Source organism: Alteromonas sp. 5NW40-0090, from assembly GCF_057552975.1.
In genome coordinates this window covers 126,705-144,661 of sequence record NZ_BAAJLT010000002.1, presented here as the reverse complement: position 1 = coordinate 144,661, position 17,957 = coordinate 126,705, and the positions used below count along the sequence as shown (strand labels likewise).

The following is a 17,957-nucleotide window of genomic DNA, read 5'->3' as shown; positions in this document are numbered from 1 at the left end:
CTTCTTTCTTACGCTGCTACTGTCAAGTTTAACCGCTAAAGGCTTATTCACCCACTAAAGCCGCTAAAAGCTTTGCAAAAGCCCTTAGCGGTAAAGACAGTATTATATGGTGCAGCTATCACCACAATCATTGGCACCGTCGCGCACGCCTTCGATTTCTTGACTTTCTTGCTTGTCTTTCTCAGCCTGTTTCTCTGCTACTGACTGCTCAACAGAGTCAAAGTCGATGCTATCAAATGCATCCATATCAAAATCGCTCATAACTTACTCTCTTAAATAAAAAATGCTTCACTTACCGAAACCTTTATGTCGGGCGCAAGTGTAATTCAGTTGGGTTGTCATGATAAATGCAGTCTTAGCCTAACTCATAACAAGATAGACTAGTGTCTAACGCGAAGCGTTTTATAACGTAGCTTTATCAATAATTGATTTTTTAATTTTTTCGACTGCCTACAAGGCGCCTCTGCAAACCATAGTGGCGCCTATCCCATTTAAGAATGGCTAAATTTAATAGTGCGGGGGCGGGGTTTCTTCTGATTGCTTAGCAATATTAGACGGTTCTATGCTTTTAACACGGTCTATTACGTGACTTACTTTAAACGCCAAATCATCGAGTTGCTTTTGTTGTGAAGCCAGCGCTTCATTAAGCGCCTCGATAGTGTGTTCTTGAAAGGCTACTTTCATCTGTAACTCTTCAATATAGCTATTGGCGCTATCTATTTGCTGTTGTAACTGTTCAGCGCTTTTATCTGTCATGTAAATTCTCTATCTCTCTCGTTGCCATTCTTCGGCAAGGCCACTGCTACTTATAGACAATATATTATCATTGGGAAGGAAGGCGACGCCATATACAACTGCGGTAGGCGGTGAAATTGACTCTCTTGAAGCAACCTGTATGGATTGCACTTGTTCGCCCGTTTTCAAATCCCATAGGTAAACTTTTCGAGCCGGGGAACCCGTTAGTAAAAACTGGCCGTCTTTGGAAAACTCGACGTCTGTGAAGATTTTTTGCCGCGATGCAAATTTGAGTGAAGTTACAGGTTGCCCGGTTTGTGCATCCCATACTTGCGACTTGCTCTGGCTATCAGCGGTAAAAGCAAAGCGCCCTTCATCATCAAGCGCCACTTTCGTTACCCGTGTAGGGTGGGTAAAAGTATGAATTATTTGACCAGTGTCAGTGCTCCATAAATACGCGATGTAGTCGTTGCCGCCAGTCAATGCAAACTTACCGTTAGGTGAGATATCAATGGAGTTAACCTTTTCCTGATGGCCTAAAAACTCAAGTCGACGAGAGGTACGAGGTTCAAAGTACATAACTTTGCCATTTGAGCGCGCCACCAATATGCCGTTGCCGTTATTGGTAACCACAACATCTCTAATTGATGACTCGTCTATACGCCAAAAACCTTCAGGCTCGCCGGTCTCAAGACTCCATAAGGCAAAGGCCTCTCGGTCAGCAGTTACAACGTAGCGCTTATCAGCGCTAATGTGCACCGACATGACAAGATTATCGCCTTCTCCTTGATGGCTCCAGTGATAGAGGGGCTCACTTTGCCCCATTCGCCATACGTTTACCCCGTTATTCACTCCAGACACCACCGCTAGTGTGCCGTCAGTAGAAATATCTGCCGCGTATGCACCTTCTTCTACATGACGCCACTGCTGTATTGGCGTAGTATCAGGGACAGAGCATCCCATGGAATTGCCAATAAGTACGATGAGTAACACTATTCTTTGGAACATTTGAGGCCTAAACATAATCAAATGGGTTTCGCTTTGTTAACGCTAGGTTTAACATAGCATGGATCACGCATCTTTAACTATCGTGCACACTGCCTTAGATGCAGCAGTATAGACATAGACGCATGATGATAATAATTAATGGAGACGTTTTTATGCAGAAGTCGCTCGTTGCCTTATCTACTATCGCTGCGCTAGGCCTTTTCGCTTGCCAGCCAAACACATCTGATGAGGCCGCTTCTACAAGCGCTGATAGTGCAAAAACAACTTCTGTTTCAGCAGAAGAAATGACAGATACGCAAAAGCAAGCTTATGCCATGGGCGCAAGCATGGGTTTATTTGTTAGCAACCGTGCCGAACAACAAGAGCAACTAGGTTTAACACTAGACCAAGATGCGCTACAACAAGGCTTTAAAGACGGTCTAAACGACACCCTTAAGTTTACGCCAGAACAAATTCAGCAAATCGCTCAACAAGGCGAAGAAGTACTTCGTGCTAAGCAGCAAGAAATGGCAGAACAAGCTGCCGAGAAAAACATTGAAGCAGGTCTTGCTTACCTAGAAGAAAATGGTAAGAAAGAAGGTGTGACGACAACAGAGTCTGGTCTTCAGTACGAAGTACTTGAGGAAGGCGAAGGCGCAAGCCCAGAAGCGACAGACATGGTTAAAGTTCACTACCGAGGCACCTTGTTAGATGGCACTGAGTTCGACTCATCATACAAGCGTGGCGAGCCAGCTGAATTTCCACTTAATCGCGTAATCGCGGGTTGGACGGAAGGCGTACAGCTGATGAAAGAAGGCGCGAAATACCGCTTCCACATTCCATCTGAGCTTGCATACGGCGCGCGCTCAACAGGTGCTATCACGCCTAACTCAACGCTTATTTTTGACGTTGAGCTACTAGAGGTGGTTAAGCCTGAAGCCGAAGCGCCAGCTGAATAAGCTAGAGCTTTAGAAAAGAGAAAGCCGACGCTATGCGTCGGCTTTTTTGTTTTAGTGAGTCAGCGTGATCCTTGCTTACCTTTTCCCTACGAGCTAGTGGATTTTCACCACGCGCGTACCCAGATAGTAAAATGGGTTATTCAATATGCTTGGTGCCTCGAATTACACTTTAAAGCTTAGCCTAAAATTTAAATATTTCACGGATCTAACAAAGATTTTTAGGAACAATTAAACCTTAAAAATTGGGGCTTAAAACTAAAGGTTTTAACGGTTAGGTGCGCGTCGTCTTTCCGTATGGACTTTAAACGTCGCAAAGTGATTAAGCAGTGAGTGCCCCACTTTATACATGGCACACGCTAAGATAAGGTATATCACAGTTCGTACACTATTTAAGCGAACAACGATATCAAGTAAGGCATACAACAATAACAGCGCGCCGCTTAAAAACAGCATAAAACCTATGATAGTGCCGCTGGTTTGAAGCGGATCGCTCCCCGACCTTCGACGGTTCAACACAGGCATTCTGTTACGCATTCATTTCCCCCCAATGGTTTGGTTATTATTTATACTACGACACTAAGCAAAAGGTTTATGTTCAATAATTATTCAATCTGTCTCTTTTGTCACTTTTTGACTAACAGAAAGATTGCGTTTTGCCTTATTACCCACATAAAGTAAGGTAATTAGCTGGATAATTTTTAGGACATTGTGAAAACACCGCTTATCACTCGAAAGGGCTACTTAAAGCTTAAACAAGAACTGGATTTCTTGTGGCGTGAAGAACGACCTGAAATTACTCGCAAGGTAACTTGGGCAGCGAGCCTGGGCGATAGAAGCGAGAACGCCGACTACCAGTACAATAAGAAGAAGCTTCGGGAAATTGATCGCCGTGTACGCTACCTTCGCAAGTGCTTGGAAAATCTGAAGGTTGTGGACTACGATCCACAGCAAGAGGGAAAAGTCTTCTTTGGTGCGTGGGTTGAAATTGAAAACGAAGCGGGCAAGGTGATGGAACTTAGGCTCGTGGGCTACGACGAAATTTTCGGCCGAAAGGATTACATTTCTATCGACTCTCCGATGGCCCGAGCACTGCTTGGCAAAGAAGAAGACGATGAGTTTGTTGTAAAAACCGAGACGGGCACGAAAGAATGGTGGATAAACCGTATTTGGTACGACGCAACGGACAAACTGTGACTATTAATATGCCTCATTTAATCACCCTTTTGTAACACAATGATCAGACGACTTACCCTACACCGCGGTGATATACTCACCGCTCCTGTTTTCACTACCGACGCTGTGTATACAAGCCTTTCACACACCGTTAATTCGCCATTGTCTGACGCGAATTTTTAGTATCTTAGAGCGACTTATGATTATCAATAAAATTGCAGATGAACTTAGCGTTCAACCTTCGCAAGTAACTGCCGCCGTTAAACTTCTTGATGAAGGGGCTACCGTACCTTTTATCGCGCGTTATAGAAAAGAAGTGACACAAGGCCTTGATGACACGCAGCTGCGTACCCTAGAGCAGCGCTTAACTTACTTGCGAGAGCTTGAAGAGCGCCGCGATGTTATTATTAAATCGATTGAGGAACAGGGCAAACTAACCGACGAGCTTAAAAGCAGTATTACCCGTGCTGACAGCAAAACTACCCTGGAAGATTTGTACTTACCGTACAAGCCCCGTCGACGCACCAAAGGCCAGATTGCTATTGAAGCAGGCCTTGAACCTTTAGCTGATATTTTATTTTCTGCCCCAGATACCGATGCTGAAAGTGCAGCAAGCGAATACGTTAACGCAGATAGTGGCATTGCTGATACTAAAGCAGCATTAGAAGGCGCCCGCTATATCTTAATGGAGCGCTTCGCCGAAGACGCTACACTGCTGGCAAAAGTGCGCAAGTACTTAACTGAAAATGCTTATGTAAAAAGCACCGTTGTATCAGGTAAAGAGCAAGAAGCCGCCAAATATAAAGACTATTTCGAACACAGTGAAAAGTACAAGAGCGTACCATCTCACCGCGCGCTGGCGATGTTTAGAGGCCGCAACGAAGGCATGCTTCACATTCAGCTAGATGCCGACCCGCAGTCAGAAGACAACGGCCTGTCGCATTGCGAACACATTATTGCCAGCCACTACGATATTATGCACCGCGGCCGTGGCGCAGATGACTTCTTGGCTCAAGTTGTACAGTGGACGTGGAAAATCAAAATTGGTTTACACATGGAAACTGAGCTATTCAGCGCCCTTAGAGAACGCGCTGAAGAAGAAGCCATTGAGGTATTCGCTAAGAACTTAAACGACCTGTTGATGGCTGCACCTGCAGGTGCAAAAACCACTATGGGCCTAGATCCTGGTTTGAGAACTGGCGTTAAGGTTGCGGTCGTCGACAGCACAGGTAAAGTGGTCGCGACCAACACCATATTCCCGCATGCGCCACAAAATCAATGGGATAAATCTATTCGTACGCTCACCACTTTGTGCAAGCAATACAAGGTAGATTTGATCAGCATTGGCAACGGTACAGGCTCACGCGAAACCGACAAGCTCGTTGGCGAAATGCTCAAGAACAACAGCGAGCTTACCGCACAAAAAATTATGGTCAGTGAAGCGGGCGCATCGGTGTATTCAGCCTCTGAGCTTGCTTCAAAAGAATTGCCTGACCTTGACGTGTCAATTCGCGGCGCAGTGTCTATCGCTCGACGCTTGCAAGACCCGCTGGCAGAGCTGGTTAAAATTGAACCTAAAGCTATTGGTGTAGGCCAATATCAGCATGACGTAAGCCAAAGCCAGTTAGGCAAGTCGCTAGACCGTGTTATTGAAGACTGTGTAAACGCTGTCGGGGTTGACTTGAACACTGCTTCGCCCGCGCTATTAAGCTACGTATCGGGCTTGAATAAAACTTTAGCGCATAACATTGTTAATTTCAGAGACACCAACGGAGCTTTCCCAGACCGTAAAGCGCTATTGAAAGTAGAACGTTTAGGGCCTAAAGCCTTTGAGCAAGCGGCAGGCTTCCTTCGCATTGTAAACGGCACCAACCCACTTGATGCCTCTGCAGTTCACCCAGAAGCATACCCAGTGGTAGATAAGATTGTTGATACTACCGCTGTTGCGGTTAACGACATCATCGGCAATACCGAGCTACTAAAAAGCCTGTCGCCAGATACCTTTACCAGCGATGCATTCGGTTTACCCACCGTTAAAGACATTCTAAAAGAGCTAGATAAACCAGGCCGCGATCCGCGTCCAGAGTTTAAGACTGCCGCGTTTAAAGAAGGCGTTGAAACCATTAACGACCTTAAGCCAGGCATGATTTTAGAGGGCGTGGTGAGCAACGTGGCGAATTTTGGCGCATTCGTTGATGTTGGTGTACATCAGGATGGACTGGTGCATATTTCAGCACTAACTAACAAGTTTATCTCAGACCCTCGCGAGGTAGTTAAAGCGGGCGATATTGTTAAAGTAAAAGTGCTTGAAGTAGACGTACCGCGTAAGCGTATTTCTTTCACCATGCGCTTAGACGACACACCGAGTCAAAGCAGTAATACAGGCGGCAAATCAGCAGCAGGAAAACCACAAAACAAAGGGCGTGCTAACCCTAAAGCTAACCCGCGTTCGAATCAGGGTGGTGGCAATCGCAACAGCCAACCTCAAAATAGCGCTATGGGTAACGCCTTTGCCGACGCGTTCGCTAAAGCGAAAAAGTAAACAGTAGCAATTCACCATAGTTTACTGTTGCTTACAAAGGGCCTGTCACTGACAGGCCCTTTTTGTATCACGCTTCCATTTAGCCTGCCGTTTTTGCTACATTAGATTGTGGTACATTAGTTCGGGCGCATAGAAATTTTATGTGCCCAAAAACTCTTTAGCCAAAAGCACCAAAATAGAGAATACCGAAATAATGAAGAGGTGTGGGTCACACCGAAACCGAAGTTCGTATATTGGTAGCGTTTAGCAAGGCCGTTGACATGCGTTTAGAGCCTTAACGTTTAACGAAGGTAATGTTGCTCATTTGACCACAGCCTTTTTCTAGGCAGCACTTTCGGACAACCATAATGAGCTAAGGGCCACTAACCTTTGGTGTACGAGCGTTTCATTCAACTGTACAGCTAAGATTATCAGCCCTAATCAAAGGATGATTTTATGAACTCGCCTGTCTCAAAAAACATGCTGAATGTCAGCGCGGATTACCCCGATCTTCGGGATCGGTATTACCAACCCCACCTCACTCCACTTAAGCCTTTTATTGACCCTCCAGGCAATTTGGTTATTTTAGACCAAGGTAAAGATGGGGCATGTACGGGCTTTGCATTGGCCGCTACCATTAATTTCATTTACCGTCAGCAAGGCCGAAGACATACTGTTAGCCCGTGGATGCTTTATGCCATGGCTAAACGTCATGATGAGTGGTTAGGTGAAGCGTACGAGGGCTCTAGCTGCCGCGGTGCAATTAAGGGATGGTACAACAGTGGCGTATGTAACGACTCACTAACTGAAGATATCAAGCACAGCAACGAATTTGAAATGACCCTAGCTATTGCTAACAATGCCAGCAATCACAGGCTAGGTGCGTACTACCGTATTGAACGAGAAATTAGCGATTTTCATGCGGCACTTAACGAAGTGGGCGTCATCTTTGTGTCTGCCAGGATCCATGAAGGTTGGAAAGATAGTGAGGGTGATGCAATAAATTTAAGGCCTGAACCCATGGGCGGCCACGCGTTTGCCATTGTTGGCTATAACGACGAAGGTTTTTGGATCCAAAACTCTTGGGGTACGAATTGGAAAAAGTCAGGGTTGGCACTTTGGCGATACGACGACTGGGCGCTAAACCTTATGGATGCATGGGTTGTCCAGCTTGCGCTTCCTATCTCTGGCACAGGGACTTATCACCAAGCTACGCGTTCTATTGCACAAGGTTTGTTTTCTCGCTCCACACCACGGGTGAGCATTCAAGATCACTTCGTTCATTTCGACGACGGACACTTTGATACCAGAAGTAAATATTGGAGCAATAAAAACCACGTCGATGCCATTATTGAAAAACTTTCTGACAGTAACCATCTCCACGTAATGCTGTATGCACATGGCGGTTTAAATAGCATAAAAGCTTCGGCTAAACGCATTGCAGCAATGAAAGACACCTTTCTTAAAAACGATATTTACCCCATTCACTTCATGTACGACACGGGTATGCTAGAAGAACTCAAGGATATTCTTGGCTTTAAAAATAAAGAGATTAGCAACAAAGTTGGGGCCTTCACCGACTACACCGACCGCATACTAGAATGGGCAACACGTAAAGTAGGCGGTGCACTGTGGCGAGAAATGAAATCAGACGCTTGCACGCCCTTTACCCGTACCACATCAGATGGTACGTATTTTCTAACGCAATTGGCCGCCTACTTGAAAGACAATTCAGATATTATGCTGCATGTCGTCGGTCATTCGGCAGGCTCTATCTTTCATGCTCATAGCCTGTCTAGACTGTTTAAAGTAGATGAAAGCATAAAAGTTAAGAGTCTACACTTATTAGCCCCAGCCATTAGCTACCCGCTATTCAACGATACCCTATCTGAGCTTATAGAAGAAAAACACGTTGAATCGACCACGGTTTATAACTTATCTGAAGCGTTGGAAAAAGATGATCACGTGGCGCGCATTTACCAAAAATCATTGCTCTATTTAGTATCAAGCGCATTTGAACCTAAACCAGAGATGCCCTTGTTAGGTATGGCTGTGTTTAATCAGCCGCTGCCTAACGTGACGTTTAAGTACAGTGACGGGAAAAAAGGTGATGCCACCGCGGCTACGTCCCACGGAGGCTTCGATAGCGACGTAGACACCATGAACTCGGTGCTTTCAGATATCACTGGCGGCTCACCTAAATATCCGTTTACAAAGGCAATACTGGATTATTAGGGCCTACTGGTTTGAAGGTAATGCAAGGGAAATGAAAGTGCTTTTTTCGCGATTTAGCCCTTTGCTATGACGGGCTAAATCGTTCGTGCAATGTTAAGCAGCTAGCGTTAATTGCACGTTATCATGCTTGAAGCGATAAACCTTCTCTAGAGGGGGTGTAAGCTTGCAAATACGCATTTTGAATTCGGCCTATTCGAGCCTGCATAAAATCTGCCCCACTGGCCTCAACAGCTTGCTCAGAAGAGGCGCTTGCTAGCGTAGACTGAGCATCTAAAATAGTATTTACGTCAACGCCTTTTGTTGAATTAGTGTCGATTTCCTGCTGGTCACTATCGTCTGCATCTGCAACTACGTCGCTATCTGAAACATTTGTAGCACTGTTAGTCGACGTTCCCTCAGCTGCGCCTTTGGCGATCTCACTTCGGGCTTCTGTAGCTTTTTGAGAGGCCTCAGCAGCTACCTTTAAATCTTGTGATGATGGTTCAGCTGGGGCAAGAGCGGCTGCGCGCACCTGCTCCATCTTTTTCAGTGTTTCCTCAGGCGTTTTTTCTTCTGAAACATCAATCGACACCTCGCCATCTGTGACATAGCGTTTATTGTCAGGGCCTGTGGTGTATTCATACTGTGGTGCACCAGCGTACTGACCGCCTGTTGAAGCATGCGCTTGCTCGTGAACTCTTACTTCCTGATCGCGGGCTTTAAGCTGTTCAATTTCAGCCGCGTCTTGCTTCTCTTGTTGCTCTTGCTGCCTGTCTTTCGCGTCTTGTTTACCAGCACTCTCGTCTTGCGCATTGTCTTTCTCTTGCCCAAACACATTTTGGAAGGCCGCTTGAAGCTCAGTTTGTATCTGTGGACGTTCATAGGTGACAGGAGCTGGCGGCTGACCCGGGCTTTTGGCCTTGTCTGTTTCTGAGCCTAACCCCTTTTGAGAGGCGCCTTGCTGGGAATCTGACGTTTGGGGAATAGTTTCCCGCTGCACGTTATCTCTACGTGCAGACTCTGTATTTATGTTTGCCGTGGGATAAGCAATGGCGTTAAGGATTGGGGTAACGATATTCACCGTAACAGCTCCACCTACGCCAATACGTCTATAATGGTACCGAGCATCTCGTCAGCAACACCTAGCACTTTGGCGGAAGCTTGAGCATTGCGCTCATTTACATTAAGCGCTATTAAGTCGTCTGTTAAACGCGTAGAGGTAGAACTTGAATTCGCTGACGTGCTTGTAGCGTCATTATTGGTCGCAATAGGTTGAGCGGGCGCCACCGCATCTTCAGCGGTTCGCTGAGCGATATTCGATGCTGCCTGCGAAATGCCGTCGCTTGCACTTTGTAAACCATATTGGGCTGCTGCAAATGCAGAGCCTGCACCTAAACCATCAACACTTGTCATACACTACCTCTAACCTCTCATGTGCAATTATTGACCAATTTCACACAAATGGAAAGACATGTATCACACCCTGTCATTAACTTATTGTAAGCAGGCGATTTTTATTAGGCTGTCAAAGATAAGAAAGCTTCAAACAATCGGCAAGCCGCGGTTTGAAGCTTCATGTCATCACTGTTTTAAGACGCCTTTTGCTGATAAATGCCAGCAGCAAAGCGAAATAAAATGTCAGCAGTTTGCTGAGGATGTGAAATAAACGGCGCATGTGACGCATGAGGCAGAACAACAGTATCGGCCTGCGGATGTAGCTCACAAATACGATCTATTCCGCTGGTCGGCACTAAACTATCTAACCTGCCATACAATCGTAACGTGGGTGTAGTTATTCGCCCCACGTCTTGACGCATGTCTTCAGTAGACAATATGCGTAAACCTTTCTTAAGCGCTTCCTCGGCGGGATCTGGGAATTGGGTTACCTGTTCTCTGATCGCCTTAATATCCTGCTTTGCCGTTTCGCTGCCCATCGCTTGAATTGCCAAAAAACGTTCCAGTGTTTTCTGATAGTTTTTTTCAAGCTGAGTCTCGAACATTGAAAGTAAATCGGCAGCGATACCCGGCCAACAAGGCCCTGCTATAAATCGAGGTGTTGAAGCAATCGTTACCAGTCCGGTAAGTTTTTCTGGTGCTAACAGCGCTAACTTTTGCGCAACCAGGCCACCTAATGACCACCCAACCAACACACACTGGTTTGGAAGCTGGTTCACAATGGATTGAGCCAATGTTTCCACATTATACGGTGACGGGACGAACTCTGCATTTTCCCCAAACCCAGGAAGATCTATGGTGGTGACGCGAAAATTATCGCTTAAATAAGGAATAAAGGATGTGAACGCTCCGCTGTTCATACCCCAACCATGAAGAAATACCACATCTACGCCTGTACCCTGAGTACGGGTGACAAGCTCGCCGTTTGTATGCAAACTTTCCATTTACACCTCCTTAGGCAGTCACGTGTTTTTGAGGCAACACGAAATAATGAAAACAGGTCGACGTTCGACAATTCAAGGAAGTTGATGGAATCAACACTATGAACCTTTCATGCTTGCTATGTTATCAGGCAAGTCCTACGCCAGTATGTCACTGGTGTGAAGATGACATATTTTTTTTCGATGCCACGTTGCACGGAAGTAACCTACTTCAATATGGCCCAGTGGCAGGCCATGTCAAGCATAGCCACTATGACGCGTTACGCGTTTTGGGACTTCATACGTGGCCAATGTCATCGCTGGTTCACCAGTTAAAGTTTACGCATTCCCTTACGGCAGGAAAAGTATTAAGTAACTGGTTTGTCCATAAAATGCGACAGTGCACTTTATCAGTGCCCAATGTGCTGCTTCCGGTGCCAATTAGTGCATGGCGACTTGCTACACGGCACTACAATCAGGCTACGCTTCTGTGTGAAAGCATAAGCAGTGAGCTGAGTATTCCAGTTAACCAGTCGTGGGCCAAACGGCGGGGCTTTAGCGTGCAGCATCACTTATCCAAAATAGCGAGAGCCGAAAATGCAAGCCGTGTATTTAGCCTGTCGACACGGTGTATCGATGATGAGATAGCAATAGCGCAAGGTAATAAAGATGGCAGCAACTTCAGCGTTGCAATTGTCGATGACGTACTCACCACCGGCGTAACCGTGAATACATTGAGTAAAAGGCTCAAAAATCGCTACCCAAATTTACACATTCAGGTGTGGGTAGCGGCATTTACGCCACCGCCTAAAAGCAGCCTGTATCAGAAAGCCTAGTGCTCAGAAAAGGGGATACTGAAAAGCGCGGCATTCGCCGCGCCTTTCAAACTTATTTAGCGAATAAAGTGCGATTGGTAGATTGCGTTGGCCAGCATCTTGTTCGTGCCATACCAGTACCCTCTAAACTGCGTATTGTCGGTAAAGCCAATGACAACGCCGCGACCCATTTTTTGAGTCGTCACAGCAGTTGATTCAGCCATTAGCGCAACCATTCTTTTGTCACTAAACCCAGCCATAAGAGGTTCATCAGTGTAGCGCGCAGGCGTTATAAAGGGTGAACTACTGGCCTCCACTATCATATTATTGGTTTTAAACATGGGCAGTGTGTCGTCATCATAGCCATAGAACAATGGATGAGTATTGTCGATATTGGCTTCAAACACAGCGCCAGCAACCAACTTACTGGCGTATAACGATGCGCCATCTTTATAGCTTAGTCCGCTTTCATCGAACGCGTTATCAATACTCTCTCGACTAACAATTTCTACGTCTAACCATTTATGTTGAGCGAAATAACGCAACGCGGATTTCTGCCCCACGATCACGCCACCGGCTTTTACCCAGTCTTCAATTTTTGCTCTGTCGCTTTCCGTAAAACTATAGCGTCCGCTTGGAAACAAAATATGTGTGTAGTTGATACTAGGATCACTAAGCGCCCTGAGCAAATGTTGTTGCTCAACAATACTGGCAGGCAACCCTACCTTTGTATCGAAGTAATGCCACATTTCCCCGACTTCGTACTCGCTAGTACCTTCGCCTCCCACAATCAATACTTGTGGCAAGGTAACGGGTGCCATGCTTCGGCTACCCAAATCGTGCCCTGTGGGTGTTAACCCACTGCGCAAACTAAACACAGGCACCTGAAGTTGCTGTTGCGCATCGCGCAAAATGGCCTTCAAGTTTTCTGGCTGACCCAGTCCTTTCGGCACAACTATGCTGCCAGGCTGAAGATCAATGCTGTTGCCATCGTATTTAATAGCGGAAAACGCTTCTTCACTACTACGCACCTTAACGCCAGCTTCCAATAGCGTTTGCAGCATGGCTGGCGCATAAAATTGCTGCCATGAAAACGCATACGCGTATGCGTCTGGGTGAATATCATTAAGTGCTGGTTGTGCAAGTGCGGTGTTGTCGCTAAGTTTTAGGCTTCGCGCATCGCCTCTATCTAAAGGCGCGTAATCCAAATTGAAAGCCAAAGCCAAATTCCACGTTGATACATCGTAAAACGTGTTGTTCTCAAACGACGTTTGGGTAGAGAAAATTGACTTTACTAAACGGTATTGAGGCTGATTTGAAGGAATATAAATCGCGCTACCTGCACCATAGCGAACTTTGCTTACTTCAACATCTTTTGTTAATACATCGTAATTAATGTGATGCTGTTCAAGCAATGCAACAAATGCGTTAAAGCGAGCTGTGTCATTCGATGCACTAACAACAAAACCTACCTGCTCATCCTTTTCAGCCAGTGACTGTGTGCTCTTAACAAAACCCGATTGATAATCGAGAATAGCAGCCTTATTTGCCAAGGCGCCTCTAAAAGTACTTAAAGACGTAGTAATTTGATTTGCTATAGTGTCTTTGAAGGCAAGCTTGCCATTAATAGAGTCCTGAATGTGGCCCCGTGAGCTTGCTTGCTCAAAAAGAATACCCACACTGCCGTGTAAATCTGGATAGGTCGAGCCTTTGCCTGCGTAGAAATCGTCAAACGCTTCTTGGGTAAAATAGAGTTCCCCTTGCTCATCAAACGCGGCAGCGTGATACTGGGCAAGCGCTTCTGTTAGCGTTACATTCTCATCAGGCGTCAGTGGATTTTTACGCGAGCGCACACCAGGCTGGAAAAAATAGGTGCTGTCTGTCCCCATTTCATGAAAATCGGTGAGTATATGTGGGCGCCATTTATGAAACTGTTTTATTCGCGCCTGCGACTCTGGGTGCGCCAGCAATAGCCAGTCGCGGTTTAAATCAAACCAGTAATGATTTGTTCTGCCTGACGGCCAACCTTCATCGTGTTCACGATGTCGACTGTCAGAAACCAGCTGCTTGCCCTTGTGCATATTTGCCCACTGAGCGAATCGAGAAAGCCCATCGGGGTTGAAAGACGGATCAAGCAGCACAATATTGTTATTCAACAAGGCATCAATTTCTTTACCCTCAGCCGCGGCCAAATAATAAGCCAACGCAAGTGAAGCATTGGTTCCGGAAGGCTCGTTACCGTGAATACTGTAGCCCATGTAGAAAATTAGGGGAGCATCGCTACCTACTTTCTTGCCGCTTTCCATTGCATCGATGTGTTGCTGCCTCATCGCCTCAATATTGTTTCTATTTGAGGGCGCTGTGATTGTCAGTAACAGAAGTGGGCGGTTTTCGTGAGTACGGCCGGTTTCTTCAATGGTGATACGGTCAGACTTCTCGGCAAGTAGCTTCATATAATTGACAACTTGGTCGTGACGCACATGCCACTCGCCTATGTTGGCGCCAAGTATCGCTTCAGGCGTGGGAATAGCTGGGTTGTAGGAGACAGTGTCAGGTAAGTATGCTGTCACCGGCTGCCCGCCTACATCAGGTGCAATAGTAACAGTTGAAGCAGAGGCGGGTTGTGCTAATGATTTCTGACTGGCTGTTGCCCCAAAGGCGATGGTACCAAGGGCTAATAATGAAACGAGTGAGAATGGATTCTTTCTGGCGGAGTAATGCAATTTCGCGAACATAGCGCTTCCCGTCTTGTTGTTATGGTTGAGAATAGTGGCGACGTGCACGCCTCTCAACAAATTCGATTCACTGGAATAATTTATTTAATTAATACCTGACTGTTTTACTCAGGTAAATTTGATACAATAATCCAAATTTCAAAATATGTAGGACTTGCTGATGATAACTATATCAGAAGAAGCCCAGGCTCACTTCGTAAAACTGTTGAGTAAACAAGAGTCTGGCACGAATATTCGTGTATTCGTCGTAAATCCAGGCACTTCGTCGGCTGAGTGTGGCGTGTCCTATTGCCCACCAGACGCGGTTGAAGAGACGGATACCCGTTTGCCATTTAATGGTTTCGATGCGGTTGTAGATGAAGAAAGCGCGCCTTATTTAGAGGAAGCGGAAATTGACTACGTTACCGATCAAATGGGCTCACAGTTAACCCTAAAAGCACCTAACGCTAAAGCGCGTAAAGTGTCTGACGACGCACCATTGATTGAGCGAATTAACTACATGATTGAGTCGGAAATCAATCCTCAGTTAGCGAGCCATGGTGGCAATGTTGTATTGACAGAACTAACTGACGACGGCTACGCCATACTCCAGTTCGGTGGCGGCTGTAATGGTTGCTCAATGGTAGACGTAACGCTTAAAGAAGGTATTGAGAAGCAAATGGTCGAGCAATTCGCTGGCGAGCTTAAGGGCGTGCGCGATGCGACTGAGCACCAGGCGGGTGAGCACTCTTACTACTAAGCGTAATATTGCACTTGCTTGAGTGCATATCTCGATAACTATCTCATGCTAAAGCAAGACATTCACAAAAGCTGGCAACGATTCAAAATAGGTCTATCTATTTTCGTTGTCGGCGTCTTGCTGTTGTTTACCTTAAGTGAACTTCATATCACGCTGCATTACCTGAGCCTTCTTATATTATTTGTCGGTTTCGCTATCGCCATGTTGGGTTACTGGGGAATTTTTATTCATCGTTTTTCGTTTATAAAAAACAAAAAGCCACCGCCTAAATTCTGATTACTTCCGGCTCTACGCCATACCTTCTTGCCCTATTCTTTATGTAAGCCAGTCGCTTGCACTCAGTTTTACCCATACGCCATACTCTACATTACGCAGCTGTCTCCCGTTTATTTATGTTCGCCTAGCGCTCGTCTCGGGTTACAGGTAGATTAAAGGTTGTGCAAAGTGCCTATCAAATTAAAAGGGAGCTGTGGTGAATACAACAAAGAAGCTGGGCCTGCTTGGCGGAATGAGTTGGGAATCAACGGTCAGTTACTATCAAGCCATAAACCGTGGTGTAAATGCTCGACTTGGCGGCCTTCACAGCGCACCGCTGATAATAAGCAGCGTTGACTTTGCCCACATAGAGCAACATCAGCATAAAGGAGAATGGGATAAAACCGCCGATATACTGATCCGCGAGGCGAAGCACTTAGAAACTGCGGGTGCAAAAGCCATATTAATTTGTACCAATACCATGCACAAAGTAGCAGCTGACATAGAGCAGAAAATCACCATTCCACTTATTCACATTGCCGACGCTACGGGGTACGTGTTGCAACAAGATAGGATTAAAAAAGTTGGGCTACTGGGCACCCGTTTCACCATGGAACAAACCTTTTACATATCCCGTCTTGAAGAGATTTTTGGCATTGAGGTTATTACTCCAAATGCCCAACATCGAGACACGGTTCATAACATTATTTATGAACAATTATGCAAGGGCGTGATTTGTGTTAAATCCCGTAACGCGTATATTGACATTATTGATGAACTGGCAGCCAAGGGGGCTGAAGGCATCATTTTAGGCTGCACAGAAATTGCCTTATTAGTTCAACAACATCACACCAAAGTTAAGTTATACGATACTACCGCTATCCATGCTTCAGCTGCGGTAGATTTTGCATTAGCTCCCTATAGCGTTAGCAAAGGGCAAGTAGCGAAACACACATAACCTAACTTTGATAAAAGGGAATTGGCCCTACTATTTTTAGAGGACACAGCTATGTTTAGCCACGTAATGATTGGTGCGAACGACCTTGAAGCATCAAAGAAATTCTACGATGCCATATTAGGAGTATTAGGACACGAACCAGGCGTTTTTGATGAATACGGACGAGTGTTTTACTACACGTCTAAAGGCATTTTAGCACTAACAAAACCGATTAATGGCGAAGCAGCCACACACGGTAATGGCACCACGCTCGGCCTTGCCGCTCGAACACCAGACATCGTTGATGAATGGCATAAAGTAGGAAGCGAGAATGGGGGCGTACCATGCGAGGACCCACCGGGTATTCGTGGCAACGGCGAACGCCAACTGTATCTTGCTTATCTGCGAGACCCAGCGGGCAACAAGCTCTGTGCCACGCACATCGTAAAAAAATAGCTGAAGTGCTGCCTGCTTAAATCATCACGCTCTTTTTGCAGGCTATTCGCTTTTAGCGGTCTATTTGGCCCAAAGCCCTTTGAATAATAGCCCTTTGAATAATAGCCCTTTGGGTAATGCCTAGTTATGTCTACATATAAGCCCTAGCCAAGCGAAACAGCATAGGCGTTACTGTCTGGCCGCTCAATATCCTAAACGGGTTTCGCCTTTTCTCTTCTTTGCACTTTGCACTATACATTGTTGCTAGATGAATTAACCTTGAACCAGTAAAAGCGCAGCTAACAGAGGGAATATGACACCTGAAGAAACTGGCAAGGCCTACGACACCATTACACACCTTTGGACTCGTCCTGAATTTAATCAGAAAAATGGGTTAACCGCCTACCAAAAAGCATTGTCATTTTTAGCGGACACCCCATCACAAGAGCCTGATACGGTGCCTAGCGAAGCGCTTGATAAGGGAGAAGCGCTTGATAAGGGAGAAGCGCTTGATAAGAGTGAAGCGCCTAATAAGGGAGAAGCGAGCAATAAAGACAAACCAAAGAAACGAGGTTACGCACTAGACATAGGTTGCGGATGCACCAATCGTTTTGTTCCGATTATCGAAAGCGCAGGGCTAGCTTACGAAGGCATTGATGTTTCCAAAGATATGCTGGCCATTGCGACGTCCCAATTACCCGCTCATACCTTCTATTGCGCCGACGTGTGTACATTCACTATCCCCAAGCACTATTCGTTTATTAGCGCTTGGGATAGCTTTTGGCATATTCCCCTAACGCAGCAAGAGCCTTTGCTTAAGAAGCTAGTGGATCACTTAGACGATGACGGAGTGTTGCTTTTTAGCTGTGGAGGTACAGATGAAAGCGGCCAACACACAAACGAAGTGATGGGCCCAGAAGTCTACTACGCCTCGCTGGGGCTACATAGATACATAGAAGTATTGATAGAAGCAGGCGGGTTTGTTCGTCACGTTGAATTCGATCAGCACCCTGAACTACACACTATTATCATTGTGCAAAAAAGAACCGCGCAAAAAACACAGTAGCAAAAAAATAA

Annotated in this window: 17 protein-coding genes; 9 read left to right on the top strand and 8 right to left on the bottom strand. The window is 45.9% G+C overall.

What is annotated here, in order from left to right; all coding sequences use genetic code 11:
* Positions 1–102: 102 nt before the first annotated feature.
* The 3 genes from AC27KT_RS02720 to AC27KT_RS02710 form a co-directional block, all read right to left on the bottom strand.
* Positions 103–261, bottom strand: coding sequence for a hypothetical protein (locus AC27KT_RS02720; protein ID WP_487127164.1), 159 nt, complete (start codon positions 259–261; stop codon positions 103–105).
* Positions 262–507: 246 nt separating this feature from the next.
* Positions 508–756, bottom strand: a complete 249-nt coding sequence (locus AC27KT_RS02715) for a SlyX family protein (protein ID WP_012520155.1) — start codon at positions 754–756, stop codon at positions 508–510.
* 9 nt (positions 757–765) lie between these two features.
* Positions 766–1,698 carry a WD40 repeat domain-containing protein gene (locus tag AC27KT_RS02710; protein WP_487127587.1) on the bottom strand — a complete coding sequence of 311 codons (933 nt, stop codon included), beginning with the start codon at positions 1,696–1,698 and terminating at the stop codon, positions 766–768.
* A 197-nt stretch (positions 1,699–1,895) separates the two neighbouring features.
* Between AC27KT_RS02710 and fkpA the strand changes: the two genes are divergently transcribed.
* Positions 1,896–2,681: an FKBP-type peptidyl-prolyl cis-trans isomerase gene (fkpA, locus tag AC27KT_RS02705; RefSeq protein ID WP_039221430.1), complete on the top strand. Its 786-nt coding sequence runs from the start codon at positions 1,896–1,898 to the stop codon at positions 2,679–2,681.
* 264 nt (positions 2,682–2,945) lie between these two features.
* On the opposite strand, the gene AC27KT_RS02700 is transcribed toward fkpA, so the two are convergent.
* The gene (locus AC27KT_RS02700) at positions 2,946–3,215 is read right to left on the bottom strand and encodes a hypothetical protein (RefSeq protein WP_179985024.1); all 270 of its coding nucleotides are present in this window, start codon (positions 3,213–3,215) and stop codon (positions 2,946–2,948) included.
* A gap of 174 nt (positions 3,216–3,389) precedes the next feature.
* Here AC27KT_RS02700 and greB point away from each other — a divergent pair, with 174 nt between their 5' ends.
* The 3 genes from greB (at position 3,390) to AC27KT_RS02685 (ending at position 8,610) form a co-directional block, all read left to right on the top strand.
* On the top strand, positions 3,390–3,875 hold the full coding sequence (greB, locus tag AC27KT_RS02695) for a transcription elongation factor GreB (protein ID WP_039221428.1): 486 nt from the start codon (positions 3,390–3,392) through the stop codon (positions 3,873–3,875).
* A gap of 178 nt (positions 3,876–4,053) precedes the next feature.
* Positions 4,054–6,396 carry a Tex family protein gene (locus AC27KT_RS02690; protein ID WP_487127161.1) on the top strand — a complete coding sequence of 781 codons (2,343 nt, stop codon included), beginning with the start codon at positions 4,054–4,056 and terminating at the stop codon, positions 6,394–6,396.
* Positions 6,397–6,831: 435 nt separating this feature from the next.
* Entirely contained in the window at positions 6,832–8,610 is a 1,779-nt protein-coding gene (locus tag AC27KT_RS02685; RefSeq protein ID WP_487127159.1) for a C1 family peptidase, read from the top strand.
* Positions 8,611–8,731: 121 nt separating this feature from the next.
* Here AC27KT_RS02685 and AC27KT_RS02680 read toward each other — a convergent pair whose 3' ends face one another.
* The 3 genes from AC27KT_RS02680 to bioH form a co-directional block, all read right to left on the bottom strand.
* Positions 8,732–9,670, bottom strand: a complete 939-nt coding sequence (locus AC27KT_RS02680) for a putative metalloprotease CJM1_0395 family protein (RefSeq protein WP_487127157.1) — start codon at positions 9,668–9,670, stop codon at positions 8,732–8,734.
* Positions 9,671–9,684: 14 nt separating this feature from the next.
* The gene (locus AC27KT_RS02675; protein ID WP_487127155.1) at positions 9,685–10,002 is read right to left on the bottom strand and encodes a hypothetical protein; all 318 of its coding nucleotides are present in this window, start codon (positions 10,000–10,002) and stop codon (positions 9,685–9,687) included.
* 176 nt (positions 10,003–10,178) lie between these two features.
* A complete protein-coding gene (gene bioH / locus AC27KT_RS02670) occupies positions 10,179–10,988 on the bottom strand; it encodes a pimeloyl-ACP methyl ester esterase BioH (RefSeq protein WP_039221412.1) in 810 nt (269 codons plus the stop codon).
* Between the two features lie 98 nt (positions 10,989–11,086).
* Here bioH and AC27KT_RS02665 point away from each other — a divergent pair, with 98 nt between their 5' ends.
* Complete coding sequence (locus AC27KT_RS02665) at positions 11,087–11,800, top strand: ComF family protein (protein WP_487127153.1); 714 nt, start codon at positions 11,087–11,089, stop codon at positions 11,798–11,800.
* A gap of 56 nt (positions 11,801–11,856) precedes the next feature.
* On the opposite strand, the gene AC27KT_RS02660 is transcribed toward AC27KT_RS02665, so the two are convergent.
* Positions 11,857–14,514: a M14 family zinc carboxypeptidase gene (locus AC27KT_RS02660; protein WP_487127151.1), complete on the bottom strand. Its 2,658-nt coding sequence runs from the start codon at positions 14,512–14,514 to the stop codon at positions 11,857–11,859.
* Positions 14,515–14,674: 160 nt separating this feature from the next.
* Here AC27KT_RS02660 and nfuA point away from each other — a divergent pair, with 160 nt between their 5' ends.
* The 4 genes from nfuA to AC27KT_RS02640 all read left to right on the top strand — a co-directional run bounded on the left by nfuA (position 14,675) and on the right by AC27KT_RS02640 (position 17,946).
* Positions 14,675–15,253, top strand: a complete 579-nt coding sequence (nfuA, locus tag AC27KT_RS02655) for a Fe-S biogenesis protein NfuA (RefSeq protein WP_014951369.1) — start codon at positions 14,675–14,677, stop codon at positions 15,251–15,253.
* Between the two features lie 472 nt (positions 15,254–15,725).
* Entirely contained in the window at positions 15,726–16,466 is a 741-nt protein-coding gene (locus AC27KT_RS02650) for an aspartate/glutamate racemase family protein (RefSeq protein ID WP_487127149.1), read from the top strand.
* Positions 16,467–16,517: 51 nt separating this feature from the next.
* A complete protein-coding gene (locus AC27KT_RS02645) occupies positions 16,518–16,901 on the top strand; it encodes a VOC family protein (protein WP_487127147.1) in 384 nt (127 codons plus the stop codon).
* Positions 16,902–17,193: 292 nt separating this feature from the next.
* On the top strand, positions 17,194–17,946 hold the full coding sequence (locus AC27KT_RS02640) for a class I SAM-dependent DNA methyltransferase (RefSeq protein ID WP_487127145.1): 753 nt from the start codon (positions 17,194–17,196) through the stop codon (positions 17,944–17,946).
* Positions 17,947–17,957 lie beyond the last annotated feature (11 nt).